This is a genomic window from Actinoplanes sp. NPDC051633 (genome assembly GCF_040681735.1).
Classification (GTDB): Bacteria; Actinomycetota; Actinomycetes; order Mycobacteriales; family Micromonosporaceae; genus Actinoplanes.
Genome location: NZ_JBFAZH010000001.1, coordinates 1 through 19,893, shown reverse-complemented (window position 1 = coordinate 19,893; position 19,893 = coordinate 1). Strand labels below are relative to the sequence as shown.

Annotated in this window: 14 protein-coding genes and 1 pseudogene; 10 read left to right on the top strand and 5 right to left on the bottom strand. The window is 71.7% G+C overall.

The features are described from left to right. Positions 1–239: 239 nt before the first annotated feature. Entirely contained in the window at positions 240–704 is a 465-nt protein-coding gene (mce, locus tag AB0M20_RS00075) for a methylmalonyl-CoA epimerase (protein WP_364291182.1), read from the bottom strand. Positions 705–763: 59 nt separating this feature from the next. Here mce and AB0M20_RS00070 point away from each other — a divergent pair, with 59 nt between their 5' ends. Together AB0M20_RS00070 and meaB are read left to right on the top strand one after the other, a co-directional pair. Continuing rightward, complete coding sequence (locus AB0M20_RS00070) at positions 764–1,948, top strand: acetyl-CoA C-acetyltransferase (RefSeq protein ID WP_364291179.1); 1,185 nt, start codon at positions 764–766, stop codon at positions 1,946–1,948. Continuing rightward, positions 1,938–2,903, top strand: coding sequence for a methylmalonyl Co-A mutase-associated GTPase MeaB (meaB, locus tag AB0M20_RS00065; protein ID WP_364291238.1), 966 nt, complete (start codon positions 1,938–1,940; stop codon positions 2,901–2,903). Before AB0M20_RS00070 ends, meaB begins: the two co-directional genes overlap by 11 nt. Here the strand turns inward: meaB and AB0M20_RS00060 are convergent. Then, a complete protein-coding gene (locus AB0M20_RS00060) occupies positions 2,886–3,482 on the bottom strand; it encodes a PadR family transcriptional regulator (RefSeq protein WP_364291176.1) in 597 nt (198 codons plus the stop codon). The genes meaB and AB0M20_RS00060 overlap by 18 nt on opposite strands. A 63-nt stretch (positions 3,483–3,545) precedes the next feature. Between AB0M20_RS00060 and AB0M20_RS00055 the strand changes: the two genes are divergently transcribed. Continuing rightward, positions 3,546–4,706: an NAD(P)/FAD-dependent oxidoreductase gene (locus AB0M20_RS00055; RefSeq protein WP_364291173.1), complete on the top strand. Its 1,161-nt coding sequence runs from the start codon at positions 3,546–3,548 to the stop codon at positions 4,704–4,706. A 16-nt stretch (positions 4,707–4,722) separates the two neighbouring features. Here the strand turns inward: AB0M20_RS00055 and AB0M20_RS00050 are convergent, their stop codons facing one another. Then, positions 4,723–5,553 (bottom strand): hypothetical protein, encoded by an 831-nt coding sequence (locus AB0M20_RS00050; protein ID WP_364291170.1) that lies wholly within the window; start codon positions 5,551–5,553, stop codon positions 4,723–4,725. A 47-nt stretch (positions 5,554–5,600) separates the two neighbouring features. On the opposite strand from AB0M20_RS00050, the gene AB0M20_RS00045 reads away from it, so the two are divergent. Continuing rightward, positions 5,601–7,268, top strand: coding sequence for a methylmalonyl-CoA mutase family protein (locus tag AB0M20_RS00045; protein WP_364291167.1), 1,668 nt, complete (start codon positions 5,601–5,603; stop codon positions 7,266–7,268). Here the strand turns inward: AB0M20_RS00045 and AB0M20_RS00040 are convergent. Beyond that, a complete protein-coding gene (locus AB0M20_RS00040; RefSeq protein WP_364291164.1) occupies positions 7,265–7,825 on the bottom strand; it encodes a helix-turn-helix domain-containing protein in 561 nt (186 codons plus the stop codon). The genes AB0M20_RS00045 and AB0M20_RS00040 overlap by 4 nt on opposite strands. Before the next feature lie 59 nt (positions 7,826–7,884). Between AB0M20_RS00040 and AB0M20_RS00035 the strand changes: the two genes are divergently transcribed. From AB0M20_RS00035 to AB0M20_RS00020, 4 genes and pseudogenes are all read left to right on the top strand, one after another. After that, positions 7,885–8,289 (top strand): SDR family NAD(P)-dependent oxidoreductase, encoded by a 405-nt coding sequence (locus AB0M20_RS00035; protein WP_364291235.1) that lies wholly within the window; start codon positions 7,885–7,887, stop codon positions 8,287–8,289. Continuing rightward, a complete protein-coding gene (locus AB0M20_RS00030) occupies positions 8,286–8,777 on the top strand; it encodes a hypothetical protein (protein ID WP_364291161.1) in 492 nt (163 codons plus the stop codon). The genes AB0M20_RS00035 and AB0M20_RS00030 overlap by 4 nt, the downstream gene beginning before the upstream one ends. A gap of 64 nt (positions 8,778–8,841) precedes the next feature. Further along, complete coding sequence (locus AB0M20_RS00025) at positions 8,842–9,774, top strand: tetratricopeptide repeat protein (protein WP_364291158.1); 933 nt, start codon at positions 8,842–8,844, stop codon at positions 9,772–9,774. 14 nt (positions 9,775–9,788) lie between these two features. Continuing rightward, positions 9,789–10,691, top strand: a pseudogene (locus AB0M20_RS00020) (arginase family protein); the annotation flags it as partial. 980 nt (positions 10,692–11,671) lie between these two features. Here the strand turns inward: AB0M20_RS00020 and AB0M20_RS00015 are convergent. Continuing rightward, positions 11,672–13,621: a penicillin-binding transpeptidase domain-containing protein gene (locus tag AB0M20_RS00015; RefSeq protein ID WP_364291155.1), complete on the bottom strand. Its 1,950-nt coding sequence runs from the start codon at positions 13,619–13,621 to the stop codon at positions 11,672–11,674. Positions 13,622–13,915: 294 nt separating this feature from the next. On the opposite strand from AB0M20_RS00015, the gene AB0M20_RS00010 reads away from it, so the two are divergent. Then, entirely contained in the window at positions 13,916–18,862 is a 4,947-nt protein-coding gene (locus tag AB0M20_RS00010) for an NAD-glutamate dehydrogenase (protein ID WP_364291152.1), read from the top strand. Between the two features lie 30 nt (positions 18,863–18,892). Continuing rightward, positions 18,893–19,893 (top strand): cation transporter (locus AB0M20_RS00005; protein ID WP_364291149.1); only part of this gene is annotated, 1,001 nt, incomplete at its 3' end.

Genomic DNA, 19,893 nt, shown 5'->3' with positions numbered 1-19,893 from the left:
TTGCGAACCGCCTTGGGGCACGCAAGGGGCAGTCAGGCGTCGAAATGGCAAAGTGGTCAGCTTCGACCGCCCGTCGGGGTCGGCCTCGGCCGATCGGGCGGCCCGCGGTCCGCCCGCCCGACCACGGCCACTGCTGCGGCCTCACCTGCTGTGTCAGGGTTTGACCGTGGATCGTCCCATCAGGATGGCCGTTCGGTGCTCCTCTATGGGCACGATCCTGCCAGGCCACGCGGGTGCCGTCAGGACTTTTCATCCGCAAGAGGTACTAAAAAGGCAGGCTGGACCAATTCCATCAGGACGCCGCCGGCGTCCTTGGGGTGCACGAAGTTGATCAGCGAGCCGCCGGTGCCGCGCCGCGGGGTGTCGTAGAGCAGGCGCAGGCCGCGCTCTCGCAGGGCCGCGCTGCTCGCCTCGACGTCGCGCACCGTGTACGCCAGCTGTTGCAGGCCAGGGCCGTTGCGGTCGAGGAACTTGGCGATCGCCGAGTCCGGCCGCGCCGGGGCGAGCAGCTGGATGCGCGGGCCGTCGGGGTCGTCGCCGACGGCCAGCATCGCCTCGCGTACCCCCTGCTCGTCGTTGGTCTCCTGATGCACGCACTCGAGGCCGAAGGTCTCGGCGTAGAACGCGATGGCCTCGTCGAGGTCCCGGACCGCGACGCCGACGTGGTCGATGCGACACAATCCGACGAGGGGAAGCTCTGCCATGCCGGATAGTCTGGCACCCTGAACCTTCGTTAAGTCCGGCCATCGTTCAGGGAGGACCAGTGGCCAGCTCGGTCATCGTCAGTGGCGCGCGTACCCCGATGGGTCGTCTGCTAGGGAATCTGAAGAACCTGCCCGGCACGGCGCTCGGCGGCCACGCCATCGCCGGTGCGCTCGAGCGCGGCGGCGTCCGGCCCGACCAGGTGGAGTACGTGATCATGGGCCAGGTGCTGCAGGCCGGCGCGGGGCAGATCACCGCCCGGCAGGCCGCGGTCGCCGCCGGCATCCCGATGACCACCCCGGCGCTGACCGTCAACAAGGTCTGCCTCTCCGGGATGGACGCGATCGCGCTGGCCGACCAGCTGATCCGGGCCGGCGAGTTCGACATCGTGGTGGCCGGCGGCATGGAGTCGATGACGCTGGCGCCGCACCTGCTGATGAACCACCGCCAGGGCAGCAAGTTCGGCGACGTGCTGGTGCGCGACCACACCGCCATGGACGGCCTGTCGGACCCGTGGGACGGCGTGTCGATGGGCGAGTCCACCGAGCTCAGCGGCGCGAAACTCGGCATCACCCGCGCCGAGCAGGACGCCTTCGCCGCGCTCAGCCACCAGCGGGCCGCCGCGGCGCAGCGCAACGGCCACTTCGCCGAGGAGATCGTGCCGATCAAGGTCGGGCAGCGCGACGCCGACAAGGTCGTCGACACCGACGAGGGGGTCCGGCCGGACGCGACCGCGGAGTCGCTCGGCCGGCTGCGCCCGGCCTTCACCAAGGACGGCACGATCACCGCGGGCAGCGCATCGCCGATCTCGGACGGCGCCGCCGCGGTCGTGGTGATGAGCCGGGCCAAGGCCGAGGAGCTGGGCCTGAGCTGGATCGCCGAGATCGTCTCGTACGGGACGGTGGCCGGGCCGGACAACTCGCTGCAGTCCCAGCCGGCCAACGCGATCAAGAAGGCGCTCAGCCGGGCCTCGCTCACCGTCGAGGAGCTCGACCTGATCGAGATCAACGAGGCCTTCGCCCAGGTGGTCCTGCAGTCGATGCGGGAGCTCAAGGTGGACGAGGACATGGTGAACGTGAACGGCGGCGCGATCGCGCTGGGCCACCCGATCGGCATGTCCGGCGCACGGCTGGTGCTGACCCTGGCGCTCGAGCTGCGCCGGCGCGGCGGCGGTCTCGGCGCTGCCGGGTTGTGCGGCGGAGGCGGCCAGGGCGACGCATTGATCATCAAGGTGCCTGCCGCGTGAGGCCGCAAGAGTGAGGGACATCCCCACGCTGATCGAGCGGGCGCGCGCGGGCGAGGCGCGTGCCGTGGCCCGGCTGATCAGCCTCGTGGAGGACGGCGCGCCCGAGCTGCCCGAGGTGGCCGCCGCGCTGGCCCCGTACGCCGGGTCGGCCCAGGTGGTCGGGCTCACCGGTGCGCCCGGGGTGGGCAAGTCGACCACCACCAACGAGCTGGTCCGGGCGCTGCGTGCGGCCGGCCGCCGGGTGGGCGTGCTGGCCGTCGACCCGTCCAGCCCGTTCACCGGCGGCGCGATCCTCGGCGACCGGATCCGGATGCAGGAGCACACCGGTGACCCGGGGGTCTACATCCGCTCGATGTCCAGCCGGGGTCAGCTCGGCGGCCTGGCCGCGGCGACGCCCCAGGCGGTCCGGATCCTCGAGGGCGCCGGCTGCGACGTGGTGCTCGTCGAGACGGTCGGCGTGGGGCAGGCCGAGGTCGAGATCGCGTCGCTCGCCGACACCACGCTGGTGCTGGTCGCCCCCGGGATGGGTGACGCGATCCAGGCGGTGAAGGCGGGCATCCTCGAGATCGCCGACGTCTTCGTCATCAACAAGGCGGACCGGCCGGGGGTCGACAACACGTACCGTGACATCCAGGGGATGCTGGCGCTGGGCGAGCGCGGGCCCGGCGAGTGGCGGCCGCAGGTGGTGCGGGCGGTGGCGGTGCGCAACGAGGGCATCGACGACGTCGTCGCCGCGATCGAGAAGCACCGCGCGTGGATGACGGACTCGGGGCAGCTGACGGTGCGCCGCGAGAAGCGGGCCGCCGTCGAGGTCGAGGCGATCGCGCTGGGCACGCTGCGGGCCCGGATGGGTTCACTGCGGGAGGGTACGCCGCTGAGCGCGCTCGCCGGCCGGGTCGCCGCCGGTGAGCTGGACCCGTACGCGGCCGCCGAGGAGCTACTGAAAACGCTGTAGCGTCTCCAGCACCAGCGCCTGATCCCAGGCGATCCGGCCCTCGGCCAGGTCGGCGACCAACGCGCGCAGCCAGTCGATCTCGGCGCGCAGCATCGCGGCCCGATACTCGTCCTCGATCAGGAAGAGCCGCGGCAGCCCCGGCGGCGCCTGCAGCTCGATCGAGGACAGCTGTTTCTCCTGCTCCTCGATGCGGCGGGCAAGCTCGGTGCGGACCTCGGCCGGGCTGAGGATCGCCAGGAACGCCAGGGCGACCGGGAAGACCGGGAACTCGCGGGCCGGCACCGGCAGCATGTCGAGCACCCAGCGGCGCAGCGTCTCCCGCCCCTCGGTGGTGATCCGGTAGGTGGTGCGCTCCGGCCGCCCGCCGTCGCGGTCGGTGCCGGCCGGCCGGGCCAGGCCGTCCCGCACCAGCCGGTCCAGCGCCTGGTAGACGCTGTTGCGCTGGGCCACGTTGACCAGCTGGTCCTGGCCGCGCTCCTTGATCATCTGCTGCATCCGGTACGGGTGCATCGCGTCCTCGGCGAGCAGCGCGAGAAGCACCACGGACAGTGGTGATCGGCGCGCACCGGCGGTCGTCATGGGGGTCAGCCTAGGGGTGATCTCAGGGTTGTGGTCGATAGTCATGGGATGCATAGTCACCTTATGACTAAGACAGCAGTTGTCATCGGCGGCGGCATCGCCGGGACGGTCGCGGCGATCGCGCTGCACCGCGCCGGCTGGGAGCCGGAGATCCACGAGGCCCGGGCCGAGGACGCCGACGAGCGCGGCGCCTTCCTGACCCTGGCGGAGAACGGGCTGGCGGCGTTGCGGTTGCTCGGGCTCGACCCGGCCGAGGTGATGGCGGCCGGGTACCCGACGCCGCGCCTGCTGCTGGGCAACGGCGCCGGCCGGCACCTGGCCGACCTGCCGCTGGGCGGCAGCGGAACCGACGGGACCACCACCACGACCATCCGGCGCGGGGACCTGTACGCGGCGCTGCGCGCGGCGGCGGTCGAGGACGGCATCCCGATCCGGTACGGCCACAAGCTGGCCGGGCTGGACGGCGGCGTCGCCACGTTCGCCAACGGTGACCGGGCGGCCGGCGATCTGGTCGTCGGCGCGGACGGGCTGCACTCGCGTACGCGGAAGATCCTGGACCCCGGCGCACCCGGGCCGCGCTATCTCGGCGTGCTGAACGTGGCCGGCTTCACCGCCGGGCCGATCGACGCCGATCTGGACCCCACGCCCGGGGTGGTGCACATGACGTTCGGGCGGCGCAGCTTCTTCGGTTGGAGCCTGGATCCCGCCGGCTCGGCGTGGTGGTTCGCGAACCCGCCCGCGAAGCGCCCGCACACCGGAGCGCCGCCCGCGGGCTACCGGCAGACGATGATCGACCTGTTCGCGGGCGACGCCACCCCGGCCGCCGCGATCATCCGGGCGACGCCCGAGGTGCTGGGTCCGTGGAACACCTACGACCTGCCGCGGGTGCCGGTCTGGCACGACGACCGCACGGTGCTGCTCGGCGACGCCGCGCACGCCGCCTCCCCGTCCTCGGGGCAGGGCGCGTCGATGGCGATCGAGGACGCGGTGACGCTCGGCCGCTGCCTGGCCTCGTCGTCGTCGATCGCGGACGGGCTGGCCGACTACGAGCAGATGCGTCGCAAGCGGGTGCAGAAGGTGGTCGCGGCGGGCCGGCGCAACGGCAGCGGCAAGGCGGCCGGCCCGATCGGCGCGGCGATCCGCGACGCGATGATGCCGGCCATGATGCGGATGCTCTACCGCAAGGGAAACCCCCAGGCCTGGATCGTCGACCACCGGTTGTGAACGCCGATGGGCGCTTTCAAACGGCGTTGCGCAGCAGGAACGCCACCCAGCCGCGGTACGGCTGCCAGCCACGGGCGATCGCCTCCAGCTGCGGCAGCGCGGGCTCGGGCCCGAGGTCGTAGAGCTCGGCCATCGCCCGGTGGATCCGCGGTGTCTCGCGCGGGAACAGGTCGACCACGCCGACCCCGCGGTACAGGATCAGCTCGGCCGAGAACGGCCCGATGCCCGGCAGCTTCTTGAGGTGGGTGAGCGCCTGCTCGACGGACATGTCGCGCAGCAGGTCGACGTCGAGATCGCCGGCGGCGGCCGCCTCGCCCAGTGCCCGCAGGTTCTCCACCTTGCGGATCGTCATGCCGGGCATCGGATCGAGCGTGGCCAGCCGTTCCGGCGCCGGGAAGGCGTGCAGCGAGCCCGCCTTCTCGCCCAGCTCCTCGCACAGCCGCCGGCGCAGCGCCCCGCCCTGCACCATCGAGATCCGGTGGGTGAGCAGGGCCCAGGCCGCCGCCTCGTACGCGCTGGCGAACAGCACCGGCCGCAGACCGGGGAACCGGCGCCGGAGGTCGGCGACCACGTCATCCTCGATCTTGGCGAAGCCCCGGCCGTCGACGTCCAGCGAGAGGATGCGCTCGACGTGCGTCTTGATCTCCGCCTCGCCGAGCCGGCCGGGATCGGCGGTGACGTGGCCGGTCAGGTCGTCGTCGATCCGCACGCCCACCGTCTGCCAGGTGCCGTCGGCCGGGAATGCCAGCTCCAAGCCGTCGCCTGCTTGGGCGCCCGGAAAGGTCCCCTGCCAGCGGGCGGCCTCGGCAAGCGAGAACGGTCCCTTCGTCGACAACCGGAATGTCATGTCCGCACCTTAGTGATCGTTCAGTGAATGCCTCTAGGATGGGCGGCATGGATGAAGCCGACATCGCCGCCGGCCGTGAGCGCTGGCAGCAACGCTACGACGCCGCCCGCAAGCGGGACGCCGACTTCACCACGCTGTCCGGCATGCCGGTCGAGCCGGTCTACGGTCCGCGCGGCGGGTACGACGGATTCGAGCGGATCGGCTGGCCGGGCGAGTACCCGTACACCAGGGGTCTCTATCCGACCGGATATCGCGGACGCACCTGGACCATCCGCCAGTTCGCGGGCTTCGGCAACGCGCGGCAGACCAACGAACGCTACAAGATGATCCTGGCCGCCGGCGGCGGTGGGCTGAGCGTGGCCTTCGACATGCCGACGCTGATGGGCCGCGACTCCGACGAGCCGCAGTCGCTCGGCGAGGTCGGCCACTGCGGCGTGGCGATCGACTCGGCCGCCGACATGGACGTGCTGTTCGACGGGATCAACCTGGCCGACGTCACCACGAGCATGACCATCTCCGGCCCGGCGGTGCCGGTCTTCGTGATGTATCTGGTGGCGGCCGAGCGGCAGGGCGCGGATCTGTCCCGCTTGGACGGCACGCTGCAGACCGACATCTTCAAGGAGTACATCGCGCAGAAGGAGTGGCTCTTCCCGCCCGACCCCCACCTGCGCCTGATCGGCGACCTGATGGAGTATTGCGCGGCGGAGATCCCGCGGTACAAGCCGCTGTCGGTCAGTGGCTACCACATCCGGGAGGCCGGCTCGACGGCCGCGCAGGAGCTCGCGTACACCCTGGCGGACGGCTTCGGGTACGTCGAGCTCGGGCTCAGCCGGGGGCTCGACGTCAACCGGTTCGCGCCGGGGCTGTCGTTCTTCTTCGACGCGCACATCGACTTCTTCGAGGAGATCGCTAAGTTCCGGGCGGCCCGGCGGATCTGGGCGCGACACCTGCGCGACGACTACGGGGCGACCAGTGAGAAGGCGTTGTGGCTCAAGTTCCACACGCAGACCGCCGGGGTGTCGCTGACCGCGCAGCAGCCGGTCAACAACGTCGTGCGTACCGCGGTGGAGGCCCTGGCGGCGGTGCTCGGCGGGACCAACTCGCTGCACACCAACGCGCTGGACGAGACGCTCGCGCTGCCCACCGACGAGTCGGCCGAGATCGCCTTGCGTACCCAGCAGGTCCTGATGGAGGAGACCGGGGTCGTGAACGTGGCCGATCCGCTCGGCGGGTCCTGGTACCTAGAGGAGCTCACCGACCGCATCGAGGCCGAGGCGGAGGAGATATTCACGCAGATCCGGTCGCTCGGTGAGGACGGATCGATGACGGCCGGCATTCTGCGCGGCATCGAGGACGGCTGGTTCACCGCCAACATCGCGGAGGCCGCCTTCGTCTACCAGCAGGCGCTGGAAAAGGGCGACAAGAAGATCGTCGGGGTCAACGCGCACACCGGCACGGTCGCCAAGGAGCTCGAAATTCTGCGCGTCTCGCACGAGGTCGAGGTGGAGCAGCGGCGCGAGCTTTCGGCTCGCAAGGGCAACCGCGACGGGGTACGGGTCGAAGCAGCGCTGCAGGCCCTCGTGCAGGCGGCCCGCACCGAGGAGAACCTCATCGTCCCGATGCTCGAGGCGGCCCGCGCGGAGGCCACGCTGGGCGAGATCTGCGGCGCCCTCAAGCAGGAGTGGGGCATCTACCGCGAGCCGGCCCGCTTCTAGGGTTTCAGTCCGTCGAGGAGGATGCGCAGGTAGCGGCCGGTCTCGCCGGTGCCGGCCACCTCGGCGGCGTGGTGCACGCCGCACACCAGCGCGCGCAGATCGGCCGCGGTCACGTCCGCCCGCACAGCGCCGCCGGCCCGCGCCCGGTCCAGCAGCCCGGTGAGCGCGCCGAGCAGTTCCCGGCTGCGTCGCATGGTGTCGTCGCAGGCCGCGTCGCTCGCGCCGAGCACCAGCGCCAGCGCGGGGTCCCGGTCGAGCCGGCTCAGCGCGGCGGCCAGGAAGTCACCCAGCGCCGCCCCGGCATCCGCCGCTTCCGCCGCACGCTCGGCCGCGCCGGCCAGCTCCGCCAGGCTGTCGGCGGCCAGCGCCTCGAGCAGTTCCTGCCGGGTGGGGAAGTGCCGGTAGACCGTGCCGACGCCCACGCCGGCGTCCTTGGCCACGGCGTTCAGCGGCAGGTCGAGGTCGCCACCCTCGATCCTGCGCCGGGCCGCGAGCAGCATCTGCTCACGGACACGGGCGGAATCGGCGCGAAGGGACACACCCAGAGGATAACTCATCCGCTGCGTGCTACGGTGGCGGCGAGCGGATAAATGATCCGCTGAGTGGAGGCGTGACCATGCCAGTGACCTGGACCTTCGATGACATACCCGATCAGACCGGCCGCACCGCGGTGGTCACCGGGGCGACCAGCGGCCTCGGGCTGGTGGTCGCCCGTGAGCTGGCCGCCCGCGGCGCCGACGTCGTGGTGGCCGCGCGCAACGTGGCGAAGGCCGAGCGCCTGTTCCCGGCCGGCGTCCACATCCGCGCTCTCGACACCGAAGATCTCGACTCCGTCCGCGCCTTCGCCGCGGACTGGGGCGACCGCCCTCTCGACCTGCTGATCAACAACGCCGGGATCAGCGCCGTCCCGTGGCGGCTCAGCCCGCAGGGCGTCGAGTCCCAGTTCGCCACCAACTTCCTGGGCCACTTCGCGCTCACCGGCCTGCTGCTGCCGCACCTGCGCGGCGGTGCCCGGGTGTGACGGTCAGCTCGAGCCTGTACCGGCGGGCCAAGGCCCTCCCGCTGGACGACATGTCCGGCCGGGCGGGCTACACGCCGATGGGCGCCTACGCCGCCAGCAAGCTCGCCGATCTCCTCTTCGGACTCGAGCTGGAGCGGCGGCTGCGCCGGGCCGGGCAGCCGGTCCGCAGTCTGGTCGTGCACCCCGGGGTGGCCGGGACGCCGATGATGACGCACACCGTGGGCAGCGTCGCGCGGGCGCTCGTGCCGATCGTCCGGACCCTCGTCGCGCGCAGCGCCGCCTCGGGAAGCCTGCCGATCCTGTACGCCGCCACGAGCCCGGACGCGCCCACCGGAGTGCTGCTCGGCCCGCCGCTGCCGAAATGGGACCACCGGGTGCGATTCGCCGAGGTCACGCGGCCCGCGGACGAGCCCGCGCTCGCCGCCCGGCTGTGGCGCGCCGGACAGGAGCGCAGCGCCGTCGCCTACCTCGACGGGGTGCCCGTGTGACGTCCGATATCACCTGCCCGGCGGCTCGGCGGACGCCCTGCCCAGCGTGACAGACTAGGGAACCATGAGCGACCCACGGAGCACTCCGTCGATCTTCACCCGCGGCGCGGTCGATCTCAGCGCGCTGCGCCCCGCTCCGGCGAAATCCGCGGCGCCGGCCGCCGCTTCCCCGGGCGCCCCCGCGGCCGGTCCGCCGGCCGGGGTCCCCGGTGCCGCTGGTGCTCCCGGCGCCGCCGTCATCGAGGTGACGGAGGCGAACTTCCAGTCGGCCGTCCTCGAGCGGTCGATGAGCACGCCGGTGATCCTCGACTTCTGGGCCGACTGGTGCGAGCCGTGCAAGCAGCTGTCCCCGGTGCTGGAGAAGCTGGCGGCGGCCGGCGGCGGCAGCTGGGTGCTGGGCAAGGTCGACGTCGACGCCAACCCGCGGCTCGCCCAGGCGCTGCGCGTCCAGGGCATCCCGATGGTGGTCGCGGTGGTCGGCGGCCAGCTCGTCGAGGGATTCACCGGCGTGCTGCCCGAGGCTCAGGTCAAGCAGTACATCGACGCGGTGCTCAAGGCGGGCGGGATCGCCGTGGCGCCGGCCGAGGACCCGCGACTCGACGCCGCGGACGACGCGCTGATGACCGGTGATCTGGACGAGGCCGAGGCGGCGTACCGGAAGATCCTGGCCGAGTCGCCGCAGGACCACGCGGCCGAGTCCGGTCTGGCGCAGGTGGAGCTGTACCGCCGGGTGAGCGGGGTGGACGCGGCCGGCGTGCTGGCCAAGGCGACGGCGAACCCCGAGGACGTGGCGGCCCAGCAGCTCGCCGCCGACATCGAGGTGCTCAGCGGTGAGGCGCCGTCCGCGTACCGGCGGCTGGTCGAGCTGGTCAAGCGGACCAGCGGCGAGGAACGCGACGCGGTGCGCAAGCACCTGCTGTCGCTGTTCACCGTGGCCGGCCCGGATGATCCGGCGGTGTCCGACGCCCGGCGCGCGCTCGCCCGCGCACTCTTCTAGGCCGGAGGCCCCGCATGCGCCGCATCGCCATCCTGGACGCACCGTCCAATCTCGGTCTGCGCCCGCCGACCGCGACGTCGGTGCCGGGGTGCGCCAAGGCGCCCGGGGCCCTGCGGGACCACGGACTGCTCGACCGGCTGCACGCTCGTGACGCCGGCTGCCTGACGCCGCCGCGGTACGACCCGGGCGACTGGCGGCCGGGCGACGGCGTGTGCCACGCGGAGCAGATCGCCAATTACTCGCGCCGCCTGGCCGACCGCATCGGCGGGATCCTCGACGCCGGCGAGTTCCCGGTGATCCTGGGCGGTGACTGCTCGATCGTGCTCGGCTCCGGGCTGGCGATGCACCGCCTCGGGCAGGACATCGGCGGGCGCATCGGGCTGGTCTTCGTGGACGGGCACTCCGACTTCCGGCACCCGGGCAACGCGTCGTACGTCGGTGCGGCGGCGGGCGAGGATCTGGCGCTGGTCACCGGCCGCGGGCAGCCCGACCTGGCCGCGATCGAGGGCCGGCGGCCGTATTTCCGCGACGTCGACGTGGTGGTGCTCGGGATCCGCGCCCAGGACGAGTATCGGCTCGACCTCCAGGCGGCGGGCATCGTGACGCGGCCGGTGCCGGCGTTGCGGGCCGAGGGCGCGGCGCGCAGCGCGCAGTGGGCCCGCGACCAGCTGGTGGATTGCGCGGGCTACTGGGTGCACGTCGACATGGACGTGCTGGACCCGGCGGTGATGCCGGCGGTGGATGCGCCGTCGCCGGGCGGGATAGCGTTCCCGGAGCTCGAGTTGTTGCTGGCCGGCCTGGTGGACACGCCGCACTGCCTGGGCGTGGAGATCACGGTCTTCGACCCGGATTACGACAACGACGGCTCCTACGCCGACGAGATCACCTCGACGCTGGTGGCGGGCCTGACCCCGGTCCGCAACGTGGCCGCACGCCCCGACCTGGTGGCGGCCCGCCAGGACCTGTCAAGCCCCGCGGCCATCGCGACCGGCCAGGCCGTCCACGCGCCCACCCCTGCCTCTTCGGCGCTTAGCCCCGGGCAGGACGACTCCTCGTCTGGCGGTCGCGCCTCCGAGGGGTCCGCTTCTGACGGGCGCGGTTTGGACGAGCTCGACCGTGACGAGCCCGCCGGTTCCGCTCCGGCCGGCCAGGTCGATGGCTCCGACGGCCTTGGCGACGAGGATGCCGACGATGCCTCTGCTGAGGCTGACGACGAGCGCGAGGCCGCTTTCAGTCAGGCGGGTGACGAGGCCGAGGCCGCTTTCAGCCAGGCGGACGGCGAGCCCGAGGCCGCCGACGAGACGGAGTCGATCGAGAAGCGGCGCGCTGCGGCTGCGGCGGAGAGCGTGTCGCTGGCCGCCGCGGGGATGTCGGATCTTCCAGGTGCGCCGAGCGAGGTAGCCGTCCCCGTCACCACGCTGCACGCGGTCGAGGAAGCCGACGCTTTCCCGGGCGAGTTCGACCCGGCGCAGCTGGAGCAGTCCGGACCCGAAGCGCAGGAGTCGGAACCTCCCGAGCAGGCCGCCGACGACCCGGCCGTCTCCAGGGCGGACGGCGGAGAGCCGGTCGCCCCCGACGAGGCGGAACCCCCCGTCGCGGAAGCGGACGAGCCCGGCCGGCCGATCGTGCCGCGGCCGCTCGGCGCAGCGCCGCTGCTTGATTCCGAGCCGCTGCCGGCCACCCGCCCCGGCATGCTGCGCCCACGCGCGGCCGACGCACGCTTCTCTCTGCCGGCCCAGCGCCCGGCATTCGACTCAGGCTCGGAAGAGCCGGCCGACATCTCCTGACGCCCTCCCGCGGCCGCCTGTGGGCGAAGGCCCGAAACTGTCACACCCGGGCCCTGAAGTCATGCCCACCCAGTGCCGGGGTGGGGGAGGCGGCGGCGCGGCCGCGGCGCCTATTTCTTGTTCAGGGCCGTCAAGAAGCGCTCGACGATCGGCACTGCCGTGTCGGCGCCCGCGCCGCCCTTCTGGACCATGACCGCGAATGCCACGTCGCCCTGCCAGCCGATGAACCACGCGTGCGTGTCGGTCGAGCCCGTCTGGAACTCCGCCGTTCCCGTCTTGCCGCTGACCGGCGCGCCCGGCACGTCCTTGAGCGCCGTACCCGTACCCGTCGTCACGACCTCGCGCATCATCGCGCGCAGCGGGTCCACCACCGCCCGGTCGATCGCCGGGCCGTCCGCGGCCGGTGCGGCCGGCGCCGGGTCGAGCACCAGCTTGGGCTGCTGGAACCGGCCGCGCGCCACCGCCGCCGTCGCGCTCGCCATGGCCACCGGGCTGACCACCGTCTTGCCCTGCCCGAAGCTCGCCGCCGCCAGCTCCACCGCCGAATCGCCGGGTGACACCTTGCCGCTGAAGGCCGGCATCCCGATATCCCACTGGCCGCCCAGGCCGACCGCCGCGCCGGCCGCCTGCAGGCCGTCCGCGCCGAGCTTGGGCGCCACGTTCACGAATGCGGTGTTGCACGACTCCGCGAAGTCGGTGTGGAACGGCACCCGGCCGAGCGCCATGTTGTGCGCGTTCTTGAACTCGCGCGCGCCTACCTTCTTGGTCCTCGGGCAATCGACGACCGTGGCCGCCGTGACCGCCTTCTTCTGCAGCAGGCCCAGCGTCGACACCATCTTGAAGGTGGAGCCCGGCGGCACCTGCCCGGTCAGCGCCACGTTGTCGGAGCCGCCGTCGGGGCCGTTGGAGACCGCCAGGACCGACGAGTCGCTGACCTTGACGGCGACCAGGGCGCTCGGCTGTTTCTCCGCGGCCACGGCGGCGTCCGCCGCGGTCTGCGTACGCGAATCGATCGTGGTCTTGACCGGCGTGCCGGCCACCGCCTCGGTGCTGTAGACCTGCGGCGCCGACACCGAACCGTCCGGCGCCTTGCGGGCGATCACCACCGACTGCCCCGGCGTCCCGCGCAGCTTGGCGTCGTAGCGCTGCTGCAGCCCGCCGTGCCCCACCTGGTCGCCCTGCGCGACGGCGTTGGGGCTGGCGTCGATGTCCTCACGGGTGGCCAGGTCGACGGTGCCGAGCAGGGCGCGCGCGAAGGACCGCGTCGGGGCGAGGTCGAGGGTGGCCTCGGGGAAGATGGTGCCCGGCAGCGGGCGTACCTGCGGCCTGATCTTGAGATAGTCCTCGCGGCGCAGCGTCACCAGGTCGACCCGGCTGCCCGGCTGCGCGTCGTCGATGCGGGACTTGAGCTTGCTGAGGTCGACCGTCACCTTGATCTTCTTGAAGGCGGCGGTGAGGGCCGTGGTCAGCGCCTTGACGTCGGTGACGCGGGCCGGGTCGAGCGCGATCGTGACGACGGGGCGCGGGGTCACTATCGGCTTGCCCGCGGCGTCCAGGATGGTCGCCCGCTCGGCGGCCACCCGGCGCAGCTCGAACCGGTCGCCGCTGGCCAGCTCGGTGTGCACGATGGTGGGCTCCCAGATGACCCGCCAGCCGTCGCTGTCGCGCTTGGTCATCCGTACGGAGCTCTCATAGGACCAGGGCGAGCCGTTCGGCAGCGTCCAGTCGACCTTGATCGGGCTGGTCGCGATCTCACCGGTCTCCTTGGTCTCACCGACCCGGCTGACCACCAGCGTGGTGAGAGGCAGGTCACCGGCGAGACCGGTGAGCTCGGAGTAGACGTCGGCCGGCTTCATCGCCCCACCGGCCGCGTCGACGAAGCCGACCTTGGACAGGTCACCGGACTTCCAGCCGGCAAGGAAGGTGTCGAGGGTGTCGCCGGGACCGTCCGCGCCACAGGCGGCGACCGAGGCGCCGAGCAGCACGAACGACGCCGCCACCGCGGCGGCACGGCGGACCGTTGTGAAACGACCGCCCGCGGGTGGCGGGTAGCGGCGCATCACTTCTCCCTCCTGGGGTAACGGAATCGCAGACCAGGGTCCGTCTCGTCGATCACCCGCGATTGCCGGGAGATCCACGAGACAGACCCTAGCGCGGAGAAACTTAGCGAACGGTCAAGCGGGTTCGTCTGATGCGATGTCCGCAGCTGGGCGATCTGCGGCGAAATTTCGGCCTTGGATCGGCACGTTCGCGACCTCGGCGTGACCGAGGGCCGGGATTCGCCCCGCACCCACGCCGTAGGCTGTGCGGGACGCGTTAGCCCACAGAGTGGTGGGCTGAGGGGAGTGCCAGGCATGGCTGTCGCCGACGAGGCAGCAACCGAGTCCGAATCCGAGATCGACTTCGTGCCGGGCCCCGGGCTCGCCCTGACCGGCCGGCTGGGAGCGTCCGAGGACAGCGAGCTCGACGAGCCGTTGCCCAACGCCGAGCGGCTGGTCGCCGAGGCGGTGTCGCGGGCCGGCGACGACCACGTGACCGCGGCGCTGGTGAGCCGGTTCTGGCGGTTCGCGCCCGATGAGGAACTGGTCGGCTACACACCCGATGAGATGTACGAGGCCGCGCTGGAGCATCGCAGCCTCGCCGCCGAGCGGCTGCCCGGTCAGCTGAAACTCGACATCAGCGCGCCCGACGCGGCCGAGCCGCACACGGTCGTCTCGATCGTCACCGACGACATGCCGTTCCTGGTCGACTCGGTCGCGGCCCTGCTCACCGCCCATCAGCTCGAGGTGCACCTGCTGGTGCACCCGCTGATCGTGGTGCGCCGCGAGCCGCTGGGCGCGCTGGCCCAGGTGGAGGCCGACGTCGAGCCGGACGACGCGATCGACGGCGACCTGGTGGAGAGCTGGATCCGGATCGAGATCGACCCGGTCCGCGACCCGGAGGCGCGTGAGCAGCTGCACAACGAGGTGCGGCGGGTGCTCACCGACGTGCGCGACGCGGTGGAGGACTGGCCGCGGATGCGGCAGCGGGCGCTGGTGATCTCCGACGAGCTGGCCGCGGCGCGCGGCTCGGAGACGAAGCTGCCGGTGCCCGACAAGGACGTCACCGACTCGATCGAGCTGCTCAAGTGGCTCGCCCACGACCACTTCACGTTCCTCGGCTATCGCGAGTACAGGCTGGACGACGATGTGCTGCACGCGGTGCCGGGCAGCGGGCTCGGCATCCTGCGCGGCGAGGGCACACCGCGGGCGCTGTCCTCGATGACTCCGGAGGCCTACCGGCGCGCCCTCGAGAAGCGGCTGCTGGTGATCACCAAGGCGAACTCGCGGGCCACCGTGCACCGGTCGGCCTATCTGGACTACATCGGCGTCAAGGTGTTCGACGACCGGGGCGAGGTGGTCGGCGAGCGGCGCTTCCTCGGGCTGTTCTCAAGTTCGGCGTACCGGACGAGCGTGCGCGAGCTGCCGGTGGTCCGGCGCAAGGTGATGGAGGTGCTGGACCGCTCCGGCCTCTCGCCGCGTGGCCACTCGGGCAAGGACCTGTTGCAGATCCTCGAGACGTACCCGAGGGACGAGCTCTTTCAGATCAAGACCGATGACCTGTACGAGGCGGTCGTCGGCGTGCTGCGGATGGCCGGGCGCCGCCAGTTGCGGCTGTTCCTGCGCCGCGACGGCTATGGCCGCTTCATCTCGTGCCTGATCTACCTGCCCCGCGACCGGTTCACCACCGCGAACCGGCTGTCCATGCAGGAAATCCTGCTGCGCGAGCTGAACGGGGTCGGGGTGGACTACACCACCCGGGTGACCGAGCGGATGCTCGCCCGGGTGCACTTCGTGGTGCGTACCGACCCGGCCGATCCGCCCGGCGCGGTGGATCCGAACGAGCTGGCCGAGATGCTGGCCGACGCGACCCGGCTGTGGGACGACGACTTCGACCTGGTGCTGGAGCGCAAGCTGGGCGAGGAGCCGGCCAAGGACCTGTTCGGCAGGTACGCGACCGCCTTCCCGGACAGTTACAAGGACGGGCACACCCCCTACGAGGCGGTGCAGGACCTGGCCAAGCTGGAGCTTCTCGAGGAGCCGGGCCAGCTCGAGATGCACCTCTACCGCAAGCGGCACACCGGCCAGAGCGGCGAGCCTGAGCCGGACGACCTCGACGTGCGGTTCAAGGTCTACCGGTACGGCGAGCCGATGATGCTGTCCGCGGTGCTGCCGGTGCTGCATTCGCTGGGCGTGCAGGTGATCGACGAGCGGCCGTACGAAGTGCGCCGGCCCGACGGCACGGTCTACCTCTACGACTTCGGGTTGCAGCCGCCCACCGAGCACCGCGAGCTGTCCGAGGTGCGGCCGCAGGTGGAGAACGCGTTCGCCGCCACCTGGCGCGGCGAGGCCGAGGTGGACGGGTTCAACGAGCTGGTGCTGCGCGCCGGGCTGACCTGGCGGCAGGTGGTCGTGCTGCGCGCGTACGCGAAATATCAGCGCCAGACCGGGAACGTCTTCTCGCAGCGCTATGTCGAGTCCACGTTCGTCGCGTATCCGGAGATCGCCCGGCTGCTGGTGGAGCTCTTCGAGATGCGGTTCGCGCCGCGGCTGGTGATCGGCGAGCAGGAGCGGGCCAAGAAATCCGTCGAGATCGCCGAGCGGATCACCGAGCGGCTGGACGCCGTGGACAGCCTCGATCAGGACCGGATCCTGCGGTCGTACCTGACGTTGATCCAGGCCACCCTGCGTACCAGCTTCTTCCAGCGCGGCTCCGACCAGCGCCCGAAGTCCTACGTGGCCTTCAAGCTGGACCCGCAGGCGATCCCCGACCTGCCACAGCCCCGCCCGAAGTACGAGATCTTCGTCTACTCACCCCGCTTCGAGGGCGTGCACCTGCGCTTCGGCCCGGTCGCCCGCGGCGGCCTGCGCTGGTCGGACCGCCGTGAGGACTTCCGCACCGAGATCCTCGGCCTGGTCAAGGCGCAGATGGTGAAGAACGCGGTGATCGTGCCGGTGGGTGCGAAAGGCGGCTTCGTGCTCAAGCAGAAGCCGGGCGACCGCGATGAGGCGGTGACCTGTTACCGCCAGTTCATCACCGCCATGCTGGACGTGACGGACAACATCCTCAGCGGCAAGATCATGCCGCCGCGGGACGTCGTCCGGCACGACGGCGACGACCCCTACCTGGTGGTGGCGGCGGACAAGGGCACGGCCACGTTCTCCGACATCGCGAACGAGATCTCGGTGGCCAAGGACTTCTGGATGGGCGACGCGTTCGCCTCCGGCGGCTCGGCCGGCTACGACCACAAGAAGATGGGGATCACCGCGCGCGGTGCGTGGGAGTCGGTCAAGAAGCACTTCAGGGACATGGGTACGGACACCCAGTCGCAGGACTTCACCGTGGTCGGCATCGGCGACATGTCCGGCGACGTCTTCGGCAACGGGATGCTGCTGAGCGAGCACATCCGGCTGGTGGCCGCCTTCGACCACCGGCACATCTTCCTCGACCCGGCACCGGACGCGGCGACCTCGTTCGCCGAGCGGCAGCGCATGTTCGCCCTGCCCCGCTCGTCCTGGGCCGACTACGACAGCTCGAAGATCAGCGCCGGCGGCGGCGTCTTCCCGCGCACCGCCAAGTCGATCCCGATCTCGCCCGAGGTGCGGGCGGCGCTCGGCCTCGGCGATGCCTCGTCGGGCGGCCCGGTGTCGATGAGCCCGGCCGAGCTGATGCGCGCGATCCTGCTCGCCCCGGTCGACCTGCTCTGGAACGGCGGCATCGGCACCTATGTGAAGGCGGCCGCCGAGAACAACGCCGAGGTCGGCGACAAGGCCAACGACGCTATTCGCGTCAACGGCCGCGACCTGCGGGTCAAGGTGGTCGGAGAGGGCGGCAACCTGGGCCTCACCCAGCGCGGACGCATCGAGTACGCGCGCGCCGGCGGCCGGATCTTCACCGACTTCATCGACAACACGGCCGGCGTGGACTGCTCCGACCACGAGGTGAACATCAAGATCCTGCTCGGCGCCGCGGTGGCCGACGGCGAGCTGACCGTGCCCGAGCGCGACGAGCTGCTGGCCGCGATGACCGACGAGGTCGCCGCGCTGGTGCTGCGGGACAACTACGAGCAGGCCACCGCCCTGGGCAACGCCCGCGCGCAGGCGCACTCGCTGCTGCCGGTGCACCGCCGGATGCTGACCGAGATGGAGCGCTCCGGGCAGCTCAACCGCGAGCTGGAGGCGCTGCCGGCCGACGACGAGCTGGCCGCGCGGCACGAGGCGGGCGACGGGCTGACACCGCCGGAGTTCGCGGTGCTGCTCGCGTACGTGAAGATCAACCTGGAACGCGCGATCCTGACCGACAGCCTGGTCGACGAGCCGTGGACGACCGGCGTGCTGTCCCGCTACTTTCCGACGCCGTTGCGCGAGCGCTTCGCCACGCGGATGGCCGGGCACCGGCTGCGCCGCGAAATCATCTCGACGGTGCTGGTCAACGAGGTGGTCAACCGCGGCGGCACGTCGTTCGTCTTCCGCGCGATGGAGGAGAGCGGGGCGTCGGCGGCGGACGTGATGCGGGCGTACGTCGTGGTCCGCGACGTCTACGGCCTCGGCAAGCTGTGGGAGGCGGCCGAGCGGCTCGACCACGAGGTGCCGACCGACGCGCAGGTCAGGATCTATCTGGAGACCCGGCGGCTGCTCGACCGGGCAACCCGCTGGCTGGTCAGCAACCGGCGCTCGCCGATCGACGTGGCCGGTGAGATCGAGCGGCTCGGGCCGGGCGTCGGCGCGCTGCTGCCCGAGCTGCCCAACGTGCTGGTCGGCGTCGAACGCGAGTCGCTGGACAACCACGTCGCGCGGCTGGCCGCCCTCGGCATTCCGGAGGAGCTCGCCGAGCGCGTCGCCCGGGTGGTCTACGCCTTCGGGTTCTTCGACATCCTCGAGGTGGCGAAACACACCGAACGCGAGCCGATCGAGGTGGCCAAGGTCTACTTCGTGATCTCGTGCCGCTTCCAGATCGACGCGCTGCTCTCGCAGATCTCCAGATTGCCGCGCAACGACCGATGGCAGACCCTGGCCCGGATGGCCCTGCGCTACGACCTGTACGCCGCGCTGGCCGGGCTCACCTCCGAGGTCCTGCAGTCGACGCCGGCCGAGGACTCCCCGGAGGACCGGGTGTCGGAGTGGGAGCAGGTCAACGCCGCTTCGATCGCGCGGGCCGGCAACGCGATGGGCAGCGTCGAGGAGTCGCCGGCCGACCTGGCGGCGCTGTCGGTGCTGCTGCGGCAGATCCGCACGTTGGTCAAGACTTCGTCCAATCGCTGACTAGTACCCCCGAGGGGTATGCTCGGGGGTATGGAACGGTTGATCGAGCTCGAGATCGGCGGGATGACGTGTACGGCGTGCGCCAACCGCATCGAGAAGAAGCTCAATCGGCTCGACGGTGTGACCGCCACCGTGAACTACGCCACGGAGAAGGCGCGCGCCCGGGTGCCGTCCACGGTCTCGGCCGACGACCTGATCGCCGTGGTGGAGAAGACCGGCTATTCCGCCGCGGTGCCGTCGGAGGAAGCGCCCCCGGCGGCGCCGGCTGACCCGCTGCGTACCCGTCTGATCGTCTCCGCCGTGCTGAGCGTGCCGGTGATCGTCCTCGCGATGGTCCCGGCCTGGCAGTTCGACTACTGGCAGTGGCTTTCGCTGACCCTGGCCGCGCCGGTGGTCGCCTACGGTGGGTGGCCGTTCCACCGGGCGATGGTGCTCAACCTGCGGCACGCCGCGGCGACCATGGACACGCTGGTGTCGATCGGCACGCTGGCGGCGTTCGGCTGGTCGGTGTGGGCGCTGTTCCTCGGCGACGCGGGCACGCCCGGGATGACCCACCCGTTCTCGCTGACCGCCCGCGGCGGCGACGCCGTGTATCTCGAGGCGGCCGCCGGGGTGACGACGTTCCTGCTGGCCGGGCGCTATCTGGAGGCGCGGGCGAAGCGCCGGGCGGGCGACGCGCTGCGCTCGCTGCTGTCGCTGGGCGCGAAGACGGTCACCGTGGTCCGCGACGGCGTGCCGCGCGAGATCCCGGCCGAGCAGCTCGTGGCCGGCGACGAGTTCGAGGTCCGCCCGGGCGAGAAGGTCGCCACCGACGGCGTGGTGGTGGACGGCGCGTCGGCGATCGACCAGAGCCTGGTCACCGGCGAGTCGGTGCCGGTCGAGGTGCGGGCCGGGGACCCGGTGATCGGCGCGACGGTGAACGCGGGCGGCCGCCTGCTGGTACGGGCGACGAGGGTCGGCGCGGAGACGCAGCTGGCGCAGATGGCGAAGCTGGTGGAGGCGGCGCAGGACGGCAAGGCCGCGGTGCAGCG

Bases quoted from the DNA above. Each gene is read 5' to 3' on its own strand.
- mce (WP_364291182.1), bottom strand. From the start codon at position 704: ATGGCAGAGCTTCCCCTCGTCGGATTGTGTCGCATCGACCACGTCGGC.
- AB0M20_RS00060 (WP_364291176.1), bottom strand. From the start codon at position 3,482: ATGACGACCGCCGGTGCGCGCCGATCACCACTGTCCGTGGTGCTTCTC.
- AB0M20_RS00055 (WP_364291173.1), top strand. From the start codon at position 3,546: ATGACTAAGACAGCAGTTGTCATCGGCGGCGGCATCGCCGGGACGGTC.
- AB0M20_RS00050 (WP_364291170.1), bottom strand. From the start codon at position 5,553: ATGACATTCCGGTTGTCGACGAAGGGACCGTTCTCGCTTGCCGAGGCC.
- AB0M20_RS00045 (WP_364291167.1), top strand. From the start codon at position 5,601: ATGGATGAAGCCGACATCGCCGCCGGCCGTGAGCGCTGGCAGCAACGC.
- AB0M20_RS00040 (WP_364291164.1), bottom strand. From the start codon at position 7,825: ATGAGTTATCCTCTGGGTGTGTCCCTTCGCGCCGATTCCGCCCGTGTC.
- AB0M20_RS00035 (WP_364291235.1), top strand. From the start codon at position 7,885: ATGCCAGTGACCTGGACCTTCGATGACATACCCGATCAGACCGGCCGC.
- AB0M20_RS00025 (WP_364291158.1), top strand. From the start codon at position 8,842: ATGAGCGACCCACGGAGCACTCCGTCGATCTTCACCCGCGGCGCGGTC.
- AB0M20_RS00015 (WP_364291155.1), bottom strand. From the start codon at position 13,621: ATGCGCCGCTACCCGCCACCCGCGGGCGGTCGTTTCACAACGGTCCGC.
- AB0M20_RS00010 (WP_364291152.1), top strand. From the start codon at position 13,916: ATGGCTGTCGCCGACGAGGCAGCAACCGAGTCCGAATCCGAGATCGAC.